At 50.9% G+C, this 20,233-nt stretch carries 17 protein-coding genes; 5 read left to right on the top strand and 12 right to left on the bottom strand.

The window, feature by feature from the left end; translation table 11 throughout:
- From HN413_04675 to mraZ, 6 genes are all read right to left on the bottom strand, one after another.
- The gene (locus HN413_04675; GenBank protein MBT3389684.1) at window positions 1-1,008 is read right to left on the bottom strand and encodes a phospho-N-acetylmuramoyl-pentapeptide-transferase; all 1,008 of its coding nucleotides are present in this window, start codon (window positions 1,006-1,008) and stop codon (window positions 1-3) included.
- Window positions 1,005-2,420 (bottom strand): UDP-N-acetylmuramoyl-tripeptide--D-alanyl-D-alanine ligase, encoded by a 1,416-nt coding sequence (locus HN413_04670; protein MBT3389683.1) that lies wholly within the window; start codon window positions 2,418-2,420, stop codon window positions 1,005-1,007. The genes HN413_04675 and HN413_04670 overlap by 4 nt, the downstream gene beginning before the upstream one ends.
- A gap of 12 nt (window positions 2,421-2,432) precedes the next feature.
- Window positions 2,433-4,190, bottom strand: coding sequence for a penicillin-binding protein 2 (locus HN413_04665; protein ID MBT3389682.1), 1,758 nt, complete (start codon window positions 4,188-4,190; stop codon window positions 2,433-2,435).
- Window positions 4,187-4,666, bottom strand: a complete 480-nt coding sequence (locus tag HN413_04660; GenBank protein MBT3389681.1) for a hypothetical protein — start codon at window positions 4,664-4,666, stop codon at window positions 4,187-4,189. Before HN413_04660 ends, HN413_04665 begins: the two co-directional genes overlap by 4 nt.
- Before the next feature lie 63 nt (window positions 4,667-4,729).
- A complete protein-coding gene (gene rsmH / locus HN413_04655) occupies window positions 4,730-5,650 on the bottom strand; it encodes a 16S rRNA (cytosine(1402)-N(4))-methyltransferase RsmH (GenBank protein MBT3389680.1) in 921 nt (306 codons plus the stop codon).
- Between the two features lie 95 nt (window positions 5,651-5,745).
- Window positions 5,746-6,174 carry a division/cell wall cluster transcriptional repressor MraZ gene (gene mraZ / locus HN413_04650; protein MBT3389679.1) on the bottom strand — a complete coding sequence of 143 codons (429 nt, stop codon included), beginning with the start codon at window positions 6,172-6,174 and terminating at the stop codon, window positions 5,746-5,748.
- Between the two features lie 319 nt (window positions 6,175-6,493).
- Between mraZ and HN413_04645 the strand changes: the two genes are divergently transcribed.
- Complete coding sequence (locus HN413_04645; GenBank protein MBT3389678.1) at window positions 6,494-7,999, top strand: aminotransferase class V-fold PLP-dependent enzyme; 1,506 nt, start codon at window positions 6,494-6,496, stop codon at window positions 7,997-7,999.
- A gap of 70 nt (window positions 8,000-8,069) precedes the next feature.
- Here HN413_04645 and HN413_04640 read toward each other — a convergent pair whose 3' ends face one another.
- The 5 genes from HN413_04640 to HN413_04620 form a co-directional block, all read right to left on the bottom strand.
- Window positions 8,070-9,101 carry a polysaccharide deacetylase family protein gene (locus tag HN413_04640; GenBank protein ID MBT3389677.1) on the bottom strand — a complete coding sequence of 344 codons (1,032 nt, stop codon included), beginning with the start codon at window positions 9,099-9,101 and terminating at the stop codon, window positions 8,070-8,072.
- An 84-nt stretch (window positions 9,102-9,185) separates the two neighbouring features.
- Entirely contained in the window at window positions 9,186-10,370 is a 1,185-nt protein-coding gene (locus HN413_04635; protein MBT3389676.1) for a GNAT family N-acetyltransferase, read from the bottom strand.
- 142 nt (window positions 10,371-10,512) lie between these two features.
- Window positions 10,513-11,364, bottom strand: coding sequence for a phosphotransferase (locus tag HN413_04630; protein ID MBT3389675.1), 852 nt, complete (start codon window positions 11,362-11,364; stop codon window positions 10,513-10,515).
- Window positions 11,365-11,409: 45 nt separating this feature from the next.
- Window positions 11,410-11,907, bottom strand: a complete 498-nt coding sequence (locus HN413_04625; protein MBT3389674.1) for a low molecular weight phosphotyrosine protein phosphatase — start codon at window positions 11,905-11,907, stop codon at window positions 11,410-11,412.
- A gap of 158 nt (window positions 11,908-12,065) precedes the next feature.
- Window positions 12,066-14,324, bottom strand: a complete 2,259-nt coding sequence (locus HN413_04620; protein ID MBT3389673.1) for an NADP-dependent malic enzyme — start codon at window positions 14,322-14,324, stop codon at window positions 12,066-12,068.
- 283 nt (window positions 14,325-14,607) lie between these two features.
- Here HN413_04620 and recA point away from each other — a divergent pair, with 283 nt between their 5' ends.
- The 3 genes from recA to rny all read left to right on the top strand — a co-directional run bounded on the left by recA (window position 14,608) and on the right by rny (window position 18,358).
- Window positions 14,608-15,588 carry a recombinase RecA gene (recA, locus tag HN413_04615; protein ID MBT3389672.1) on the top strand — a complete coding sequence of 327 codons (981 nt, stop codon included), beginning with the start codon at window positions 14,608-14,610 and terminating at the stop codon, window positions 15,586-15,588.
- Window positions 15,589-16,087: 499 nt separating this feature from the next.
- Complete coding sequence (locus HN413_04610; protein ID MBT3389671.1) at window positions 16,088-16,717, top strand: hypothetical protein; 630 nt, start codon at window positions 16,088-16,090, stop codon at window positions 16,715-16,717.
- A gap of 120 nt (window positions 16,718-16,837) precedes the next feature.
- Window positions 16,838-18,358 carry a ribonuclease Y gene (gene rny, locus HN413_04605; protein MBT3389670.1) on the top strand — a complete coding sequence of 507 codons (1,521 nt, stop codon included), beginning with the start codon at window positions 16,838-16,840 and terminating at the stop codon, window positions 18,356-18,358.
- A gap of 90 nt (window positions 18,359-18,448) precedes the next feature.
- On the opposite strand, the gene HN413_04600 is transcribed toward rny, so the two are convergent.
- Window positions 18,449-19,915 (bottom strand): radical SAM protein, encoded by a 1,467-nt coding sequence (locus HN413_04600; protein MBT3389669.1) that lies wholly within the window; start codon window positions 19,913-19,915, stop codon window positions 18,449-18,451.
- A gap of 141 nt (window positions 19,916-20,056) precedes the next feature.
- Here HN413_04600 and HN413_04595 point away from each other — a divergent pair.
- Window positions 20,057-20,233, top strand: a 177-nt coding sequence (locus HN413_04595) for a hypothetical protein (GenBank protein ID MBT3389668.1), incomplete at its 3' end; no start/stop codon positions are given.

Raw genomic sequence — 20,233 nt, 5'->3', positions numbered from 1 at the left:
TTACGCCACCGCCAAAGCGACTCCAATCATCGCAGTCATCAAACTGATCAGCCAGAAACGCTGCACTACCTGTGTTTCACTCCAACCCGAAAGCTCAAAATGATGGTGTAAGGGTGCCATTTTGAACAAGCGGCGGCCTTCGCCATACAAACGCCGGGTGAGTTTAAAATAAGGCACCTGAAGCATCACGCTCAAGGTGGTGCTCACCGGAATAATGGCAATAATCGGCAGCACTGCCCACTGACCGGTCATCAGGGCTACAACCGCCAGCGCTGCCCCCAGACTGAGCGAACCCGTATCGCCCATAAATAATTGCGCCGGATGGACGTTGAACCATAAAAAGCCAAATAATGCGCCTACCAGCGTGAAACAGAAACGCGCCACAAATATTTGCCCTTGCATCACGGCGATGCCGCCATAGGCCACAAATGCCGTCACCGAGATCAAACCAGCCAGACCATCCAGGCCATCGGTAATATTGATGGCGTTAGAGAAACCTACAATCAGAAACATAGCAACCGGGATATACCACAATCCAACCCGAAACTCGATATGAAAGCCGGGCAAATAGAGATGCGGCGCATCAAGATAGTGATACAGGCCATACGATGCCCAAAACGCAATCACCAATTGCAAAAAGAACTTCACCCGGGCGCTAAGGCCATCGCTGCGTTTGCCACGCAGGCCAGCCCAATCGTCCACAATGCCAATCAGCGCGAATAATACCAACACGCCGGTGGGCAGCAACACTGAATTACCCAACATCTCTGTGGGACCAATCAGTGAAGCGCCATTCAATAACAGCGTAATTAACATCACCGGCAATACAATCATCAGGCCGCCCATCGTAGGCGTACCCAGCTTGGCAAAGTGCCGCTCCGGGCCATCCATGCGGATTTGTTCGCCCATTTTGAAATAGCGTAAAATGCGCAGAAACGGACTGCCCCAAATGACCGTTAACAAAAAACTAAAGGCCGCCAGCGCCAGGGAGACAGATGTTTGAGTCATGACCGCGCCTCCAGGCTGGCTACAATCCGATCCATGTGCATGCCGCGCGAACCTTTCACCAAAACAACATCATCGGCGCCCAACTTTTCGCGCAAATATTCAATCGCCTGCTGGCTATCTTCTAATTCTGCAATCCGCTCTTCCGGGAAACGCGTCCTGCGCACTGCTGCGGCAATGATGCGGGCACGTTCACCAATCGTAATCAGTTCATCAGCCACTTCTGCAGCGCGCAAGCCCATCTTCCAATGACCTTCATGTTCATAGGGGCCCAGTTCCAGCATATCACCCAGTACGGCCACTTTTCGGCCATCCATCTCATCCAAAAGATTCAGCGCCGCCAACGTAGATTGCGGTGAAGCGTTATAGGTATCATCTAGCAGCAAAGCGCCGCTTTCAGTTCGCACCGCCACCAGGCGCAATTGGGTATGCCCTGCCCGCAACCCGGTGACAATTTCCTGCCAGGTTAAACCATCCACAAGACCCACAGCCGCCGCCCGAAGCGCCGTATGTACCGAGTGGCGGCCAATCATGGGCACACGCAAATATAATGTTTCATTTTGGTAATGCAGCCGGAAACGAATTCCTTCCAGCCCCAGGCCCTCAACCTGATCGGCCCACAAATCGGCCTGCTCATCTAGCCCGTAAAAGAAAACCCGTGCTTCTGTTTTCCCGGCCATCTCGCGCACCCAGGGGTCATCGTAATTTAAAATCGCCACACCCTCCGGGGGCAACGCCTGAACCAGTTCTGCTTTGCCACGCGCAATCGCTTCTTGCGATCCGGCGCGTTCGGCATGAACTGTGCCAACATTGGTTATCACACCAATATGTGGCTGCGCCAGATCACACAAAAAAGCGATTTCGCCCGGCACGTATAGACCCATCTCCAGAACCGCCCGTCGATGTCCATCACTCAAGCCTAACACCGTGAGTGGCAAACCAATCTCATTATTCAGATTGCCGGAATTTTTCAAAGTACTATAGCGCTGGCCCAAAACCGCGGCAATCAATTCTTTCGTGGTCGATTTTCCAACGCTGCCCGTGATGCCAATAACTTTTATATCCAATTGACGACGCCAGTAGGATGCCGCCCGCTGCAAAGCCAAGAGAGTATCTTCCACACGCAAAACACAGGGATATTCAATCCTGGAGTTCAAGTTGAGCGCTGCCCCGGGGCGTAAATCTAAAACAGGAAATGGTTCTGGCATATCTTGCTGCACAAGCGCACACACTGCGCCGCGCTCGAAAGCACTGACAACAAAACGATGCCCATCAACCTGCTCGCCGGGCATAGCTATAAACAACGCTCCAGGGATAGTATGCCGGGAATCAACAACCGCATCCGTGATAACCTGTGTGGCCCAGGCAGGATGCTGGTCAACCAATGCGTTCAGAATATCGCCTAAAGTTAGCATAACTTCTTCAAATTATTCGGCATTCATGCTAAGTCTCACCTCATCGGGTGGAATATCCATCAGAACCACCAACCGGGACACCACATCACGAAAGACTGGGGCAGCGACTAACGAAGCCCAGGGCGTACTCGTGGGCTTGTTCAACCAGATATACACCATAAACTGAGGGTCATCCACCGGGCCCCAGCCAACAAACGATGCATTGGTCAGACTGCTGTTATAAATTGTGGCCGTGCCTGTTTTTCCGGCCACACGATAACCAGGCACCAAAGATGTAGATGCTTCCTTCTCTAACGATGTAGCCAGCATTTCCGAAAGCGTGTGAGCTGTAGCCGCTGAAATCGGCTGCCCGGCAACTTCTGGGCCAAATGAATACTGATGCTCGTCATCGACTACAGCCTGCAGGATATACGGCGTCATCATTTTTCCATCGTTGGCTACCGCTGAAATTGCTCGCAGCATTTGTAGCGGCGTGACTTCAATGCCTTGCCCATACGAATTTGTCGCCAGGTCAATCAGATGCCAATCGGGATCATTATGAAATCGGACATTACCAGCATATTCACGCGCTAATTCGACATTGGTAGGTTGTTTGAACTGAAAATCGTGCAAATACTGGTAAAACAATGTTGGGCCTAGCTTTTCCGTAGCAATCCAGGCCAAGCAAACATTCAACGAGTGCTGCAAACATGTCGTCATCGTTTGCGGCCCCCAGGCACCGCCATCCCAGTTATGGATTGTCCAGCCATCCACGGGCAGTGCGCCGGTATCAATAAATTCAGTATTTGGCACAACAACCCCTGCATCTAATGCGGAGGCCATAGTAAGCACTTTGAAAACTGAACCCGGCTCATAACCATCAATCGCCATATTAAACGCCAGATTCCCCTCAAACAGGGCTTCAAAGTCCCACTCTGCCGACAAATCCATACGCGGGTACGATGCGATACTGAGAAGTTCACCCGACCTAGGGTCCATCACAATAATACTGCCAGATGTTGAACCGCTGGATGCCATGTGGGCATCGAGTATTTCTTCCATTGCGGACTGGATTTCTCGATCAAGAGTCAATACAATATCTGCACCGTGTATTGTTTCTGGCAATTCCATTGCCAGATGCGGGTCCGTGGAAACCGCTTCTTGTTTCTCCACGCCAGAAAGTAGCCAGTGCAGTTCTTCTTCAACGCCATGAATGCTGGTGCCGTCTTTCATCACAAAACCCAACACATTGGATGCCAACGGCCCCTCCGGGTAACTGCGATCTAGCCGCGGGGTTATCGTCAATCCAACCAAACTATGCACTTTATTGTTAGAACCCACACCCGCATTTTCAGGATCATCCAAAAAATCGAATTTTAGCGTCGATAAAATCTCCGCGGTGTCATGTGGAACAAAATTGCTCAGTGTAATATGCCTCAGGTCTGTCTCATCGAGTTTCAAACTGGCCAAAGCAAATACTTCGTTATAATCCAAGCCTAGATATGCACTTGTTGCCCAGGCAATTGTTTCCGCGTTGCGCACATAGCTGAGTTCAATCGCTACTTCATAAATCAGCTGATTACCCGCTAGCATACGGCCATGACGATCATAAATATTGCCGCGTGCCGGGTACAGGTTGACGAGTGTCAAACCATCCACTGCCTCGAAGGTCTGGATACTTTCATGCGTTGGTCCAATTTGAATATAAATCAACCGGGAGACAATTGCCAGACTGGCAAAAATAAAGACTACGCCCATACTGGCATAACGGAAACGATTGCTTGTATTCATGGCTGCGAGTCCGCTACCGACATTGGGGGATTCTGAAGTTGCTCTGTAAGCCACTCCACCCAAGATTGGGTAAAAGCGGGCAAAAGCACAGGCGCAGTTGAAACCACAGTTTGTGCAGGAGTGGCAATACTGGCCTTCGGCTTGCCTGTATATCCGGTCACTCGGATATAGGAAATTTCGTCGGTAGTAGCCGGACGAAATCCCAGTTCCAGCGCGCGCGCCTTGAGTACCGAAACGGAATTTAGCGCCGCCAAATCAGAACGCAGATTGGCAATTTCATATTCCAGGTCTTCGTTCTCCAGGCGATAGCGCTGAATTTCACGGCCCAGCGTCGCGGCGCGTGCCGTAATGCTAACGAATACACTAGCAGCCATCAACAAGATAATCAGCACGGATAGAAAAATGCCGATCACCTGAAGCTGCTTTCGCCAGGGGGCCTGAGAATATGCTTGTGTAATTTGTGATACGTTGTCCATATCATCACCAAGAATGAATCGCATCCAATATTACCTATGTACCCTGCAAGTCTTATGCCAATCTTAGCGCTTTTCAGCAACTCGCAAGCGAGCGCTGCGCGCCCGCGGATTTTTATCAACTTCGGCTGAGGAAGCCTGTAAGGGCTTCCGAGTAACCATATTAATAGAAGCCTGGTGCCCGCAACTACATATCGGAATTTCGACCGGGCATATACAATCCCGACTCTCACGCTGAAAATAGCGTTTTACAATGCGATCTTCCAGCGAATGAAAGGCAATCACAGCTAACCGCCCCCCGGGGGTCAATGCCGATATCGCCAACGGGAGCACAGTCTCGACAGCCTCCAATTCTCGGTTGGTGGCAATCCGCAATGCCTGAAAAGTGCGCGTAGCCGGATGCAAACGTGTGTATCCTTTGCCCTTGCCCACTACGCGGCTGACGATCTGAGCCAGCTCGAGGGTGGTGCGAACCGGCCGGGCATAAACGATCGCCCGGGCCACCTGCCGCGATTTGCGCTCTTCGCCGTAGCGATAAATCAAATCGGCCAACTCGGATTCAGGAAGCGAATTCACCAAATCGGCAGCGGTGCGTACTTCCTCGGGGCTGAAACGCATATCCAGGGGGGCATCTACTTTGAAGGAAAAGCCGCGTTCCGGCGTATCTAACTGCATCGAAGAAACGCCCAGGTCGAGTACAATCCCCTGGACAGAGGACCAACCCAGGGCTTGCATCTGCTCATCCAGCGATGTGTAAGAAGCTTGCACCAGGGTCACGCGCTCCCCAAAAGATGCTAAGTTATTTTTGGCTAAGTCTAATGCCCGGGGGTCGAGGTCCAATCCTAGTAATTTTCCATTCGGAGAACTGGCCTCTAATATCCCCCTTGCATGGCCGCCGGCGCCTACAGTGCCGTCAATATAACAGCCGCCATCGTGAGGATGCAGAGCTTCTAGAATTTCGTGGTAAAGTACAGGTTGATGCGTCATCGGGTTGGATGGGAAGGTTGGTCTTATTTGTCGGTGGGGCAGTTCGTTGGTTGAAAGCGCCCCGTTTGACCCGTAAGACAAATCCAGCCATAAGACTATAATTCCAGGGCCGCAAAACGCTGTGAATTGGCTTCAACATCGCTGAGCAAACTAACTTGTTCATCCCAAGATGCAGGTGACCAGATTTCGATAGCCTCGCCAACGCCTACAATAACAGCATCCGTTTGCAATCCAGCCACATCGCGCAAAAACTGCGGAATCAAGATGCGGCCAACGCTATCCAGGTCAGCCTCGCTGGCGCTTGCAAAGATCAAACGGCGCAAAATACGGGTTAACGGATCGGTTGTCTGCATCTGACTGACTTTAGCAGCCATTTCATCAAACGCTGCCTTCGTCACCAGGCGCAGGTTGCGATCAAAACCTTGTGTCAGATGCGCGCCATTAGACAATTCGTCGCGAAACTTTGCCGGAATCGTCAATCGTCCCTTATCATCAAGCGAGTGGCGGTACTGACCCAAAAACATTTGTTCTATTTCTCCATTAAACAACCACACGCCGGTCGCCCGGCGCGCCACTTCTTCCCACTTTATCCCACAAGCACACACAGTATATACGAAACACTTCTAAAATGCAAGTGGTTTTGTCCAATTTGAAAGGCGGGCGAAAGCTTTCCGAGCGAAAGAACACGAAAAATCAGGTTGTTTGACTGGCAAAGTCACCCGCGTAGTCTGGTTTTTCGGTTTTTTCTTACTGCGCGGTGAAAACTCTATAGCCTACATGCGATACAATATGGCGAGAAAACACAACTCCAAACCAACGCAGATCACCGAAAGGAACGATGGAATGGAAATATCATTGCATGAATACAACGATAATAATTTGTACCAGGCTTTAGCCGCTTTCAAAAATGAATATCCAGCCTATGAAAGCACTCATCTATTAGATAATTTGCGCGCCCGCGAGTACGCCCGCCTGGAAAAACACAATCAAATCTATTTGGATTACACTGGTGGTGGTTTGTATGCCGCATCGCAGCTTCGCCAGCACATGGCCCTGCTAGAAGAAGGCATTTTTGGCAACCCCCATTCAAAGAATCCAACATCCCTTGCCATGACGCACCTGGTTGAACAGGCGCGTTGTTATGTGCTGGAATTCTTTAACGCCTCCCCCGATGAATATGTGGTCATCTTCACGCCCAATGCCAGCGGCGCGCTGAAACTCGTTGGCGAAGCGTATCCATTTGATGCACACAGCCGTTACTTACCCGTTTTTGATAATCATAATTCCGTCAACGGCATCCGCGAATTTGCCCGCAGTAAAGGCGCGCGAGTAACATACATGCCCACCGTGATGCCTGAATTACGCCTGGGCGCAGCCGAGCTCGAAGCAGAATTGAATCAAGTCGAACCGGAGAGCAACAATCTATTCGCCTATCCGGCGCAATCCAATTTCACCGGCGTGCAACATTCGCTGGAGTGGATTGCGATGGCGCAAGCCAGGGGTTGGGATGTTTTACTTGATAGCGCAGCTTTCGCCCCCACAAACCGCCTTGATCTGAGTATCTGGAAACCCGATTTTGTGCCGCTGTCGTTTTATAAAATATTCGGCTACCCCACCGGAGTGGGCTGCTTGCTGGCCCGTAAAGCAACCCTGCGAAAATTACAACGCCCCTGGTTTGCGGGTGGTACCATTTCGATTACCTCCGTACAGGGCGAAGGATGGCATTATCTGTTAGAGAATGAAGCCGGGTTTGAAGATGGCACCGTCAATTATCTCAATTTGCCCGCCATAGAGATTGGCCTGCGCCATATTGCCAGCATCGGCATTGATATTATTCACGAACGGGTTGCCTGTCTGACTGGCTGGCTGCTGGACCAAATGATAAAGCTGCGCCACAGCAATGGACGTCCCCTGGTGCAGATTTTTGGGCCTACGAACCTGAAAGCGCGGGGGGGGACAATTTCCTTCAGCGTGGACGACCCCGAGGGGACGCGCATCGACTACCGGCGCATCGAAGCGCTGGCGAACCAAGCGAATATCTCGCTACGGACGGGTTGCTTCTGCAACCCGGGAACTGGCGAAATCGTGCATCAGCTAAAACAAGAAGAAATGGCGCAGGTATTCAATCAACCCACTGCATTATCATTTGATGATTTCTTTGATTGGGCGCGCAACGAACATAACCGCAACCCCAGCACAATTCGAATCTCGGTTGGGGTAGTCTCGAATTTTGCGGATGTCTATCGGTTTATACAATTTCTCCATACTTTTAAAGATAAACTGGATGCAGACATTCAGGTCGTTGAAGTGGACTATCCAAAATATGGTTTGCTGCGTGATAGTGCATAATTCCCCCAGAGTTGACAGCTAGACCTTAACACAGACTTCCGAAGTTTTGAAGACTTCAGAAGTCTGTTTGTTATCGGCGCAATTTTCGCCCCATGTCTATGATTTCATCTACCCAGGCTTCCTGATAGGCGTTGTGCAAAATCTCGGACAGCGGATGTAGGACCCGCGCCGGGGTTAGCGGGCGCTCTGCCCAGACACGGTTGACAATAAAATTCACATCCTGATGCACGCCTTTCGTATCAAAGAGAAGGCCGATAAAGGGATGGTGGGTGCGAATATCGGCAAGCAGTTGGCGCGGGATGCCAAAAGCTGAATGTGGGAATGAAAAGGGAACAATCGCCTGCCCGGTGATCTCTTGCACAATGCGGCACGAATCTACGATTTGGGCTTCGATTTCGGCGGCATCCAGCCCGCGCAATTTGGGATGTGATCTGGTATGCGCTCCGATGGTAAAGCCATCGGCGTGCATCTGCCGAATTTGCTCACGTGTCAGATAGGGTTGGACTTCACGCAAAAAGACTTCCCAATCCACACCCAGAACACGGCAAATTTCATCAATCAGGACATCGTCGGAGATGCGAAGTTCTTTGAGCCAAAGAACCCCATCTTCAACGGTTTCAATTTCTGCTGCAAAATTTTTTAGCTGTTGAAGGTTGAAAGTTGGAAAGTTAGTATGTTCAATGCACAGCGAGATTTTGTTGCGGTAAAACATGGCCTGGTTATCGACCCAATCGGTTGCGACGAAAAATGTGCAGGGAATTTTCTTTTTCAGAAGCAAAGGGCGTACAACCGAATAACATTCACTGAAACCATCGTCAAATGAGAGATGCGCGGCATTCGAGGGCAACGATTTACCCTGCGTGTAATGGGCGTGCAGTTGATGATAGTCCACCGGTGTATATTGAGCATGAATGAACTCAATCGCTTCTGCAAACTGCACCACCGGCACCACCGGATACAGCCAGCGGGCATGTTCCATCGGCTCATCAGAAACGGCATGATAGAAAAAATCCACATGCGTCCGGCGCAACAACAACGGATACAATCGCAACGGGATTATGCGGGCGATAAATTCAAGAATTTTTGAGAATATTTTCTTCATTTTGACAGTTGAAGGTTAAAGGTTACAAGTTGAAAGTTGGCAGATTGAATCTGTAATCTTCAACCTGTCACTTTCAAACGGGGTTCACGAAAACGCCATATCGCCATCCACCAGCTTGAAGACCAAATCTTCCCAGGCCTGCGCTAGGGGGCTGTCGTCAGCTTTGGGCATACACTGGTAGATGCGCGCTTTGGAATGCAATAATAATTTTCGCAGCCAACGCGGGCGCAGATATTGCGCCATTTCTTGCGGAATTTCAATCGTATCGGCCTGATGCTGCCGTCCGTAACGCAACGCCAATGCAAACGCATAACGCCTGTCTTCGCGGCGGGCAAATTGATAATCGAGCATTTTTAGAAAAACACTGTCCACTGATTTGCGAGAAATTGAAAAAGTTACAAATCCCAGATACTCACCTTCCGGAGAGGTGATTTCCACCCCAAAGATGCGGTACATAGGGCGTGTATCGGTAAAATAATATTTCATTTGCTCTGTGACGGATTGGCCTTCATCTACGATCCAGGGGTGGTGCAGCATCCAGTTGACCGCGTCCGCGCCGCGGTGGAGTTCGACGTTCGGACGCGGCTCGGGGGTGGTAGACGCCTCCCGAAGACGAGTCACCTCTTCAAGGCGGGCACCCGCCAGAAGTGAGTCCGCCGCGCCGCTCAATATTTGGTAGATAATCTTCTTCGTCCAGGGGGCAAACCAGTTATCCACGCGTTTTATAAAATTCGTCTTCAGGGGGACTTCGCGCTTGATCCGCAGCAGATGTACCATTTTTCGCATCCCGCGGCGCAGCCAAACCAGCGGATTGAGATGCCCCATGCCGGTAGCATCCAGCCAGTAATAATGCAGCGGAGCTCGCTCCCAAAAACCATATTTTTGGCACACCCGCCGGGCATGGATGCTGCCCACGATGAGGTAATCCAGCTTGAGGCTGAGCGCTTCAGCCATGAGCTGCGCCCCAACGCCCTGACCGCGCACCTTGCCCGAAACCGACCAGGTGGTAAACCAGTGAACTTTGAAAAGCTCTTCGCCGCGGCGTAGCAAGAGCGGCAAAATCCCGAAGAAGCCAACAACTTCTTCATCTGCGTCGATAGCGACGAGCAAGGCGATATCGTCTTTGGCGGCGTAGGGATTGTTGGCGTGCGCCAGGGCGCGCTGCATGGTAATTGGGATAAACTGCCCGGGTTGGGCGCTCCCCAGCACGCGCTCAGCATATTCGTGCAGGTTTTTCACTTTGATGTGGTCGAAACGAATATTGCTCATAGTTTTTGATTCTATACAGCACATTTGGAAAATGGCACTGAATTTCAACGCGAATAAACGAACAGCACGAATGAAAAACAAAGAGAATATTCGCGTAATTCGCTACAATAGCGGCATAAGCGCTCAAAAGCAGAGCAGACAATTACACATAGTGTCTCAGAATAGCCTGTATCTGTTCAAGATAGCTACGACCAAAAAGATTGACATGATTGAGCAGATGATAGAGATTATACAGCGGAAAACGACTCCGATAGCCCCCTTCGAGGGAACGCGTTTCTTCATAAGCTCGATAGAAAACTTCGGGGAAAGCGCCAAAGAGAGTGGTCATGGCGAGTTCGGATTCGGCCCAGCCGTAATGCGCCGCCGGGTCAATGATGGCGGGTGCGCCATGCCTGTCGCTGATGGCGTTGCCGCTCCATAAATCGCCGTGTAATAAAGATGCCGGTTGCGCTGGGATGAGATTAGGCAGACGAGCGATGAGTTTATCGAGGCTTTTTTTGTCAGTCGCACTGAGCAGACCGCTATCGTAGGCCAATTGTGCCTGAAACCCTAACCGCTGCTCGGCAAAAAAGGCGAAACCATCTTGCATCCAGGGGTTGGGCTGGGGGGTGCTGCCAATATGGTTGTTGTGTGCGAAACCAAATTGGGGATTGGTGTGTTGGTGCAAAGCCGCCAGTCGACGCCCAAACTCAGGCCAATAATCCTTCTGGCGCGGCGCGGGGGTTAAATCATCCATCAAGAGGAAGTCATCGCCCCAGAGCAAGGGGCGCGGCACAACTGGCCCATCGGCTGTGTTCAGGGCTTCAAGGCCATCGGCTTCACGGGCAAACATATCCGCCGGGGCACGGCGATTGGTTTTAAGGAAAAAGGTTTCCCCCGAAGCAACCCAAAGAATTACGCCATTGCTAATACAGCCACCATCGACGGGGCGCGTGGATTGAATAGCACCATAATTATGAGATTTCAAGTAGTGGATGACCGGAGGTGGGAGCATATTAAAAATAGTGAATAGTAAATGGCGAGTAGGTGAATTCGGTATTCATCCTTCGCTATTCATCACTCCTTGTTCCAAAGCATCTAATAGGCCCTGGCAGGCACGCTGCACAATCTGGAAAACTTCTTCGAAGCCATCAATCCCGCCATAGTAAGGGTCTGGCACAGGGGCATTTGGCCCGCCCTGGGGGTCAAACTCGCGCATCAGACGAATTTTCTGGCGCGCAGTTTCGCTATCGGCCAGTTGTGCTAAATCGGCATGGTTGCTGGCATCCATGGCAATAATCCAGTCAAATTCGATAAAATCGCGCTTTATCACCTGGCGCGAGCGGCCAGTATAGCGAAAACCGTGTTCGGCGGCCACACGCCGCATCCGGCGATCAGGCTCTTCGCCAACATGCCAACCTGAAGTTCCAGCGGAATCGACTTCGTATTTATGCCCCAGGCCAGCCTGCTCAGCCAGATGCCGGAACATGCTCTCCGCCAGGGGGCTGCGGACAATATTCCCCAAACATACAAAACAGATGCGGGTTGAATCACTCAATCGAGGCCTCCAAATGCGCTAAAAATAACCTCCGAATCGTACCATAAAAGACGGCAGATTACAGACCGCAGAGCAAATAAATTGCTCATCATTGCGGTGTGTAATCTGCCGTCCGTCGTTAATCGTTACGTAAAATCGCTCGCCGATTGAATTCGGTATCAGTCGCGGTTGGCCGCATCCATCACAGCTACGGCGGCAATATTGACAATATCGCGCACATCAGCGCCAGTTTGCAAGGCATGCACCGGAGCGCCCATCCCCAGCAAGATCGGGCCAATGGCCCGAGCGCCACCGAGCCGAGCCAGGAGCTTATAGGCAATATTTGCGGATTCCAGCGAGGGGAAGATCAGAACATTGGCATCTTTTACCTGGCTGAAGGGGAAGCGCGTCTCGATGATTTCAGATATTACGGCTGTATCGGCTTGCATTTCACCATCCACAACCAAGTCAGGGCGTTTCGCACGGATCAATTCCAATGCCTTTTGTACTTTCGCCGTTAGCGGATGCGGCGTGCTGCCAAAATTCGAGAACGAAAGCAGGGCTACCCGCGGTTCAATCTCGAGTTGGCAAGCAAAATCCGATGCCAGGCAAGCAATCTCTGCCAAATCTTCCGCTGTAGGGTCAATATTCACGGTCGCGTCTGCAAAGATATAAACTTGTTTATCAATCACCATGATATAAGCTGCAGCGGCCTTTTTTGTACCGGGCATGGTTTTATGAATTTGCAATGATGGCCGCAACACTTCCGGATAGTGACAGGTTAGCCCAGAAACGAACGCATCCGCATCGCCCATTTTCACCATCATCGACCCGAATACATTGGGGTCTTTGACTAGCTCAATCGCATCTTGTACTGTCACGCCCTTGCGCTGGCGCAGTTCATAAAATGCCTGGGTATATGCATCAATCCGGGCGAAATTCTTGGGGTCTTCGACATGAGGGCAACAACGCAGTCCCAACTCTTCCACGCGGTTATGGATATATTCAGGGCGGCCCACCAAAATCGGTTGGCCAATGCCCTCTTCCTCCACTTGTGCTGCAGCGCGGATAATTTTATCTTCTTCGCCTTCGGCAAAAACAACCCGTTTCTTCGGTGAGGCAGCCTGGGCTTTGTGCATAATAAAGTGTCGCACCCGCTGACCACTTCCCTGACGATAGGCCAACTGCTCACGGTATTCGTCCAAATCAATCTCACGACGTGCAACGCCAGTTTCCATAGCAGCTTTAGCAACAGCTGGGGCTACCCAAAGCAATACCCTGGGATCAAATGGCTTGGGGATAATATAGTCGTCACCCAAGCGCATGCTCTCTACCCCATAGGCTTGCAGAACGCTGTCGGGCACATCTTCTTTGGTGAGGTTTGCAAGCGCATAAGCCGCGGCCAATTTCATCTCGTCATTGATGGCGCTTGAGCGGACATCCAGGGCGCCACGGAAAATAAAGGGGAAGCCCAAAACATTATTGACCTGATTGGGGTAATCCGAACGTCCAGTTGCCATAATGCAATCTGGGCGCGCTTCCTTAGCAAGTTCGTATTTGATTTCAGGGTCTGGATTCGCCATCGCAAAAATAATTGGGCGGTGGGCCATGGTTTTAACCATTTCCTGTGTTAGCACATCGGCCACAGAGAGACCGTAAAACACATCGGCGCCAACCATCGCATCGGCCAGCGTGCGCGCATCCGTCTCGCGGACAAATTGGGCTTTATACTTATTTAAACTGGGAAGGCGCTCTGTAGTCAATACGCCACGCGAATCCAGCATCATAAGGTTTTCTTTGCGCACCCCCAATTTAATCGCCAAATTTGCACAAGAGACTGCAGAAGCTCCCGCCCCATTGACCACGATTTTCACTTCGTCAATCTTCTTGCCAACAACTTCCAGGGCGTTCATTAACCCGGCGCTGGAAATAATCGCCGTGCCGTGCTGGTCATCGTGGAAAACAGGAATATCCAGCATTTCCTTGAGCGTCTCTTCAATATAGAAACACTCAGGGGCTTTAATATCTTCAAGGTTAATGCCGCCAAAAGTCGGCGCCATAGCTGCCACAACTTGGATGATTACGTCAGAATCATGCGTGTCGAGTTCAATATCGAAAACATCAATATCTGAGAAGACTTTAAAAAGCACCCCTTTGCCTTCCATAACCGGTTTGGAGGCCAGCGCGCCCCGATCGCCAAGTCCCAGAATAGCCGTGCCGTTGGATACCACCGCGACCAGGTTTCCCCGCGAGGTATATTCATACGCCAAATCCGGATTATCGGCAATTTCCAATACCGGAATCGCCACCCCAGGAGAATATGCCAAAGATAAATCCCTTTGCGTATCCAGCGGTTTGGTTGGCAAAATCGAAATTTTCCCTGGTTTACCATCTAAACGATGATATTCCAGAGCATCTTCACGAGTGATCTTACTCATCATACACTCCTTCGTAAGGAATAGAAGAAAAGGGGATGCATCACAGGACTTGTGGAGAGTTGATTCCTGCTTCCAGGCTCTTTCCTATTCCCAAAGCATTGCCTGATAAAACGCATCCGCGAAAGTAGGTTTATTTTGCCCCCAAACAGGAACCGTGCAAAGTTTCGTTTGTCACCTTTTCAGCAGAAACCTGACTAAAAATTTACACTGCCTTCCATTATCAACGCAATCATGTTAAACTGTTAGCAGATGCCAAAGCGCTCACCGAAGGAACCCCAATCTTATGAGCAACGCTCAAAATAAGCGTTCCGAAATATTGGGTGAATCCACACTCCATCGGGGCAATATGTACCAGATCGTTGATGTTATCTCCACCGGTTCGCTTGCGCTGGATATTGCGCTGGGTGTAGGTGGCATCCCCCGGGGCCGCATTATAGAAATATTTGGCCCCGAATCTTCAGGAAAAACGACACTGGCACAACACATCGTCGCCGAGACGCAGAAGCTGGGTAATACCGCCGCTTTCATCGATATGGAGCACGCCTTCAACCCAGCCTATGCAACAATCTGCGGCGTCGATGCGAACAGCTTGCTTGTTGCTCAACCCGAAACCGGTGAACAAGCACTTGAAATCACCGAAACACTGGTACGCTCTGGCGCTGTTGACCTGATTGTGATCGACTCTGTTGCGGCGTTGGTGCCCCGAACCGAGTTGGAGGGCAATTTTGGCGACGAGCATCAAGGTTTGATGGCCCGCCTGATGACACAGGCTTTACGAAAACTTTCAGGCGTACTCAAACAAACCAGCGCCACTATTATCTTTACCAATCAAATCCGCTACAGAATTGGCAAATTCTATGGCAACCCCGAAACAACACCCGGGGGCAACGCCCTAAAATTTTATGCATCTGTCCGAATTGATATGCGCCATCTGGAGAATATCGAATTGGATGGAGAAATTATAGGCAATCGAGCGCGCGCACGCGTGGTCAAAAACAAACTTGCCCCGCCATTCCGCAATGCGGAACTTAACATTTTGCATAACAAAGGTATCTCCAAAACCAGCGAGATCGTTGAGTTAGCTTGTGAATTGGAGATCATCAGCCAGCAGGGTGCTTTTTATCAATTCGACAATCTAGCTCTGGGGCAAGAACGCCATGAAATTGAAGTGTTCTTGCGGCAAAACAGAGCAATCGCCGAAGAAATCGAAACCGCCATACGGCTGGCCTTATTACCGCATCCACGGATGCCACTTGTACATTGACACATCTCTGCTATCCATCAGGATAGCCCCCAAACGAACGTCAGCATTATATAGTGCATTCGTTTGGCAAATTGATACCGCGCCCGATTTATTCTCTTTCATTTTTTTAGGCGCGGCCATGGCTTTGAAAATATCTCAGTAAAAGTAATACTGTTCTGGAAATTGGCCCCAACTTATAGCGTTTGTTCTGAAGGAGAGAAAATCTTAGCTGCTAGTGTTCGTTTGCTAAAACTAAAAACTATGCTCAAATCAAGAAATAGTGCCATTCACGAACCTGCGTACCTATATTCTACGATTTTATTCCGTTAATTTTTTAGCAGCTACGAGATTTTCGAGTATTCCAAAACCAAAGGGCAATTTTCGACAATAATCAGTCTAAATCGCTTCGAGATCTATTGAGCGTAAGGCTCATTTTCCATAACTGAGATACAAATTCGCGCTGCACAAAGCCGTGGCAATTTACTATGCCAGGGCTTTTTTTGTTGTTGCACCTTGACTTATGAAAAAGACAATTACTGCGCTACAAGCCCAAAAGAAGAATCCCGATCGCATCAGCGTCTTTTTAGATGACGAATTTGCCTTTGGACTTTACCACATTGTGGCGGCGCAGTTGCGCATTGGGCAGCAGCTTGAGACCGAAGAAATTCAGCAGTTACGACAAGCTGAGGCCGGTGAAAAAGCTTACCAACGAGCGTTAAATTTTCTCAGTTATCGCGTGCGCACCGAGATAGAAATTCGGCGCAATCTGGCGAAACATGACACACCCGAAGATGTTGTTGAAGATGTGTTGGAGCGCCTGCGCCGCAACCGGTTTGTAGATGATGCGTATTTTGCACAAACCTGGGTTGAAAATCGGAGCGATTTTCGCCCGCGCGGGCGCAGGGCTTTGCACAGTGAACTTCGTCAAAAAGGCATCGCGGACGAGATCATCCAGGAAACATTGCTGGACCTGGATGAGCAAGCGCTTGCGCTCCGGGCCGCCGAGAAGAACGCCCGCAAATATCGTCGACTGGAATGGCCGGAATTTCGCAAGAAGTTATTGGGATTTCTGGCTCGCCGCGGCTTCAACTACGATGTATCCGCGCCCGCGGTAGAACAAGCTTGGGCCCGAATGCAAGACGAAGCTTAGGGAGCCGAATCCACACCGGTTACAGGTTTGAAATTCCCGCTCCGGGCCGGGCATCCCCTAAAAAGGGCAAGCCAGCCATACCTTATTCGCAAATAGACATACGAGGCAACTATGAAAGAAATCATCCCCTTTATCTTTCCACTGTTCGCACTGCTGATTGGTGCAGCAATAGGCTATTCTATAAAAGCCTATCTGGCTCATCAGGCCAATCAAAGGCTGGTTGAGCAGAGCGAAAATATTCTTACAAAAGCTGAACAAAAAGCCCATGAAATTGTATTGGAAGCGCGCGACGAAATTCTAAAAGAGCGCCAGGAAACTGAAGAAGAAATTGCCCGACGGCGGCAGGAAGTTTCGCGCTCGGAAGATCGCCTGCAACGGCGCCACGACCAGCTCGACAAACGTTCCGAACGCCTCGAACAGCGCGAGCAATCGCTGAATAATCGTCAAAGCACGCTTGATCGTCAGACGAACGCCATTGAAAAAATCGAAGGCGAGGCCCGTGAAAAGCTGGAGAAAATTGCCCGCATGAATGCGGAAGAAGCCCGTAGTATTTTGCTGGCTGAGGTCGAAAAAGGTGCCCGTGACGATATGGCACGCATTATCCGGCAGGTTGAAGCCGAAGCCCAAGAAGAAGGCGACCGCCGCGCTCGCAAACTGGTGGCCGATGCCATTCAGCGAGTGGCTTCTGAGCATGTGGTCGAAGTGACTTCATCCAATGTTGTGCTCCCCTCTGATGATATGAAAGGCCGCATTATTGGCCGCAACGGGCGCAATATTCATGCCTTTGAACGCGCTGCCGGGGTGGATGTGATCGTTGATGACACGCCTGAGGCGATTACGATCTCGAGTTTTGATCCGGTACGCCGCGAGGTGGCCCGACGCTCGATGGAAAAACTGGTGCTGGATGGGCGCATTCATCCGGCGCATATTGAAAAGATCGTCAAAAAAGAAGGCAAAGAAGTTGAGCGGGTGATTGTTGAAGCCGGTGAGGAGGCCGCTTTTGAAGCTGGCGTTCCCGGGCTGCATAAAGAGATTATCAAGAAATTGGGGCGGCTCAAATTCCGCACGTCTTACGGACAAAATCAGTTGGCGCACGCGGTCGAATCGGCCAAGTTGGCATCTGTGATTGCAGCAGAATTGGGCGCCAATGTAGAACTCGCCAAAGCGGGCGGCTTGCTGCACGACCTTGGCAAAGCCATGGATCACAACGTTGAAGGCACGCACGCCGGAATTGGGGCGGAATTTGCCCTGCGCTACGGGGTTCCCCCGTTGGTGGTGAATACCATCGCCGCGCATCATCATGAAGTCGAACAGGAAACTGTGGAAGCTGTGATCGTTGAAGCCGCGGATGCCATCTCCGGAGCGCGACCCGGGGCGCGGCGAGAGAGCGTGGAACAATATATCAAGCGGGTACGCGCACTCGAAGAGATTGCCAACACCCATGAGGGCGTGCGCGAAACCTACGCCCTGCAAGCGGGTCGCGAAATCCGCGTCTTCGTACATCCCGAAAACGTGGATGATTTGGCATCAATCCAGTTGGCCCGCGACATCTCCAAACAAATCGAAGAGACGATGCAGTACCCCGGCCAGATCAAGGTAACGGTGATCCGCGAGACACGCGCTACCGATTATGCGAAGTAGGGATTGGGCGACCGGGTATTAGGAAACAGGAAGCCCCTTCTTATCAAGTTGAAAAGAAGGGGCTTTTTTTATTGAATGGAGTGAGGCGGATCAGGCGAGTTCGCCAGCTTGCTTCAGCAGGCGCAAGCCTTCGAGACGTAAAACTTCGGGGAATATGGCTTTATAAATATTGCAATTGGGAGATTGAACATCGTAGCGCCCCGTAGCGCGGAACGTTTCGAGGGGGCATCCACCCGCACACCAGAATTTCCAGTCGCAGTCGCGGCAGCCTGCTTTTTCTTCCACAGAGATATTCTGTACGCCAAGTTGGTCAGTGCGGATCCGTTGCAATGGGTCTTCGGTATGGACATCGGCGACTGCCTCATTCATCATCATCTGGCACTTCGCCACGCGTCCATTTTGGTCGAAGACCAGATAATCGTGTCCGACTGAACAAGTGCGCTCATGCGGCACAGCCAGGTTAGCCCGGTCGGTCAATGATGCCAGCAAACTGTGTTCCGGCAAAGTATCTTCGATCACATCAAAAGCCGCCAGCATCCCAGCGATGATTTTTTCTTCTTCGAGTTTCAAATCCGTGTGTGTGACGGATAAATCATTCTGGCGGTAAAAGTTAACGCTGAACGGCAAATCCCGCTCCAGCACCCAGGCGATGATCGCTGGCAAACCCTCAGCATTACGCCCACTGACGGTAATCGAAATATGCGGCACAAGCGCATGGTCAAGCGCCAATTCCACCGCTTCGGCGACATCCTGGAACGTGCCACGCCCTCCGGCATACGGACGTTGCGTATCGTGCCAGTCGCCCATACCATCGAGGGAAATCATCAAGCGCAGGTTGTGGGATTGGAGATTAGTGATGATTGCCTCGGTGAGCAGGGTTCCGTTAGAAAGCACAACACCGTCAAGTTCAAGATTATATTCTTCGGCAAGTTGTTGGGCGTATTGGTGCAATTCCAAAATCAACGGGAAGCGCAGCAACGGCTCACCACCGGCGTATTTGAGCTTGACGGTTTCATAGCCATGCGCCAGCGCCGAGCGGAAGGTAGCATCCACGGCAGCACGACCGGTTTCGGCGGTCATATCTTCGCGCACATGCGGCAGGTAGCAGTATGCGCAGCGCAGGTTGCAGCGGTCGGTGAGGTGCAGCCAGGCGGAGAGAAATGCAGAAGGTTGAAGGTTGAAGGTTGAAGATTGTTCAGTTTGCGGCACCAGCAATCCGGCGGAGGCCATTTCGAGGGCGGCCTGGGTTTCTTCTTCTGACAAATTGAGTAAGTCAATATTTTGGGTTTGTTGAAAGCGCGTCCAGAGATCGTAGGCAGAAGGATTGAGAACCGCCAACGGAACAAAACCGCCGGGTGTGAACATGCCTTGCCAGCCATCTGAAAAGGGGATGATTTGGGCATCAACCGCGCGCCAGGTACCTGTAAAATCAGCCGTGGTGAAGTCGGCGCAGGGGGTAACAGCGCAGGCGCAGTCGCAATCGCAATCACACTGACCTGACTCATGATTGGCTAGCTGATATTTCAGCATTGAAGAATCATAAATAATATACTTCATTTCTTTCCTAACGTAAGTGTTGCGCAATCAGAGACCGGATCGCAAAAAACGGTCATAGAACACAAGATTATTTGAACATTACCAACTGAATACAGACCCGTTATGCTTGTGGCCTATTCAATCCGGAAAATTGGAGGGGCCATGAGCAAAAATAACGAGCAAGTTTTCGAGACCCAGCACGCATTTTTGGTGGCCTGGGGCCAGTTTGCACAGGAAACCGGGCTGGTGAAAGCCCTCGAGGCAGTTCCGCTGAAACAAAAGGTGTATCGTCATAAACCACAGACAAAGGTACTGGAGTTTCTGGTAGCCCTGATGAGC

Source organism: Chloroflexota bacterium (genome assembly GCA_018648225.1).
In the GTDB taxonomy this organism is placed as follows: domain Bacteria; phylum Chloroflexota; class Anaerolineae; order Anaerolineales; family UBA11858; genus NIOZ-UU35.
This window is presented reverse-complemented; position numbering and strand designations above follow the sequence as displayed.

Excerpts from the sequence above, each read along its gene's own strand:
- HN413_04630 (MBT3389675.1), bottom strand. The coding sequence starts at position 11,364 with ATGCTCCCACCTCCGGTCATCCACTACTTGAAATCTCATAATTATGGT.
- HN413_04670 (MBT3389683.1), bottom strand. The coding sequence starts at position 2,420 with ATGCTAACTTTAGGCGATATTCTGAACGCATTGGTTGACCAGCATCCT.
- HN413_04620 (MBT3389673.1), bottom strand. The coding sequence starts at position 14,324 with ATGAGTAAGATCACTCGTGAAGATGCTCTGGAATATCATCGTTTAGAT.
- rsmH (MBT3389680.1), bottom strand. The coding sequence starts at position 5,650 with ATGACGCATCAACCTGTACTTTACCACGAAATTCTAGAAGCTCTGCAT.
- HN413_04600 (MBT3389669.1), bottom strand. The coding sequence starts at position 19,915 with ATGAAGTATATTATTTATGATTCTTCAATGCTGAAATATCAGCTAGCC.
- HN413_04660 (MBT3389681.1), bottom strand. The coding sequence starts at position 4,666 with ATGGACAACGTATCACAAATTACACAAGCATATTCTCAGGCCCCCTGG.
- HN413_04665 (MBT3389682.1), bottom strand. The coding sequence starts at position 4,190 with ATGAATACAAGCAATCGTTTCCGTTATGCCAGTATGGGCGTAGTCTTT.
- HN413_04610 (MBT3389671.1), top strand. The coding sequence starts at position 16,088 with ATGAAAAAGACAATTACTGCGCTACAAGCCCAAAAGAAGAATCCCGAT.
- HN413_04645 (MBT3389678.1), top strand. The coding sequence starts at position 6,494 with ATGGAAATATCATTGCATGAATACAACGATAATAATTTGTACCAGGCT.
- recA (MBT3389672.1), top strand. The coding sequence starts at position 14,608 with ATGAGCAACGCTCAAAATAAGCGTTCCGAAATATTGGGTGAATCCACA.
- HN413_04640 (MBT3389677.1), bottom strand. The coding sequence starts at position 9,101 with ATGAAGAAAATATTCTCAAAAATTCTTGAATTTATCGCCCGCATAATC.
- HN413_04675 (MBT3389684.1), bottom strand. The coding sequence starts at position 1,008 with ATGACTCAAACATCTGTCTCCCTGGCGCTGGCGGCCTTTAGTTTTTTG.
- HN413_04635 (MBT3389676.1), bottom strand. The coding sequence starts at position 10,370 with ATGAGCAATATTCGTTTCGACCACATCAAAGTGAAAAACCTGCACGAA.
- mraZ (MBT3389679.1), bottom strand. The coding sequence starts at position 6,174 with ATGTTTTTGGGTCAGTACCGCCACTCGCTTGATGATAAGGGACGATTG.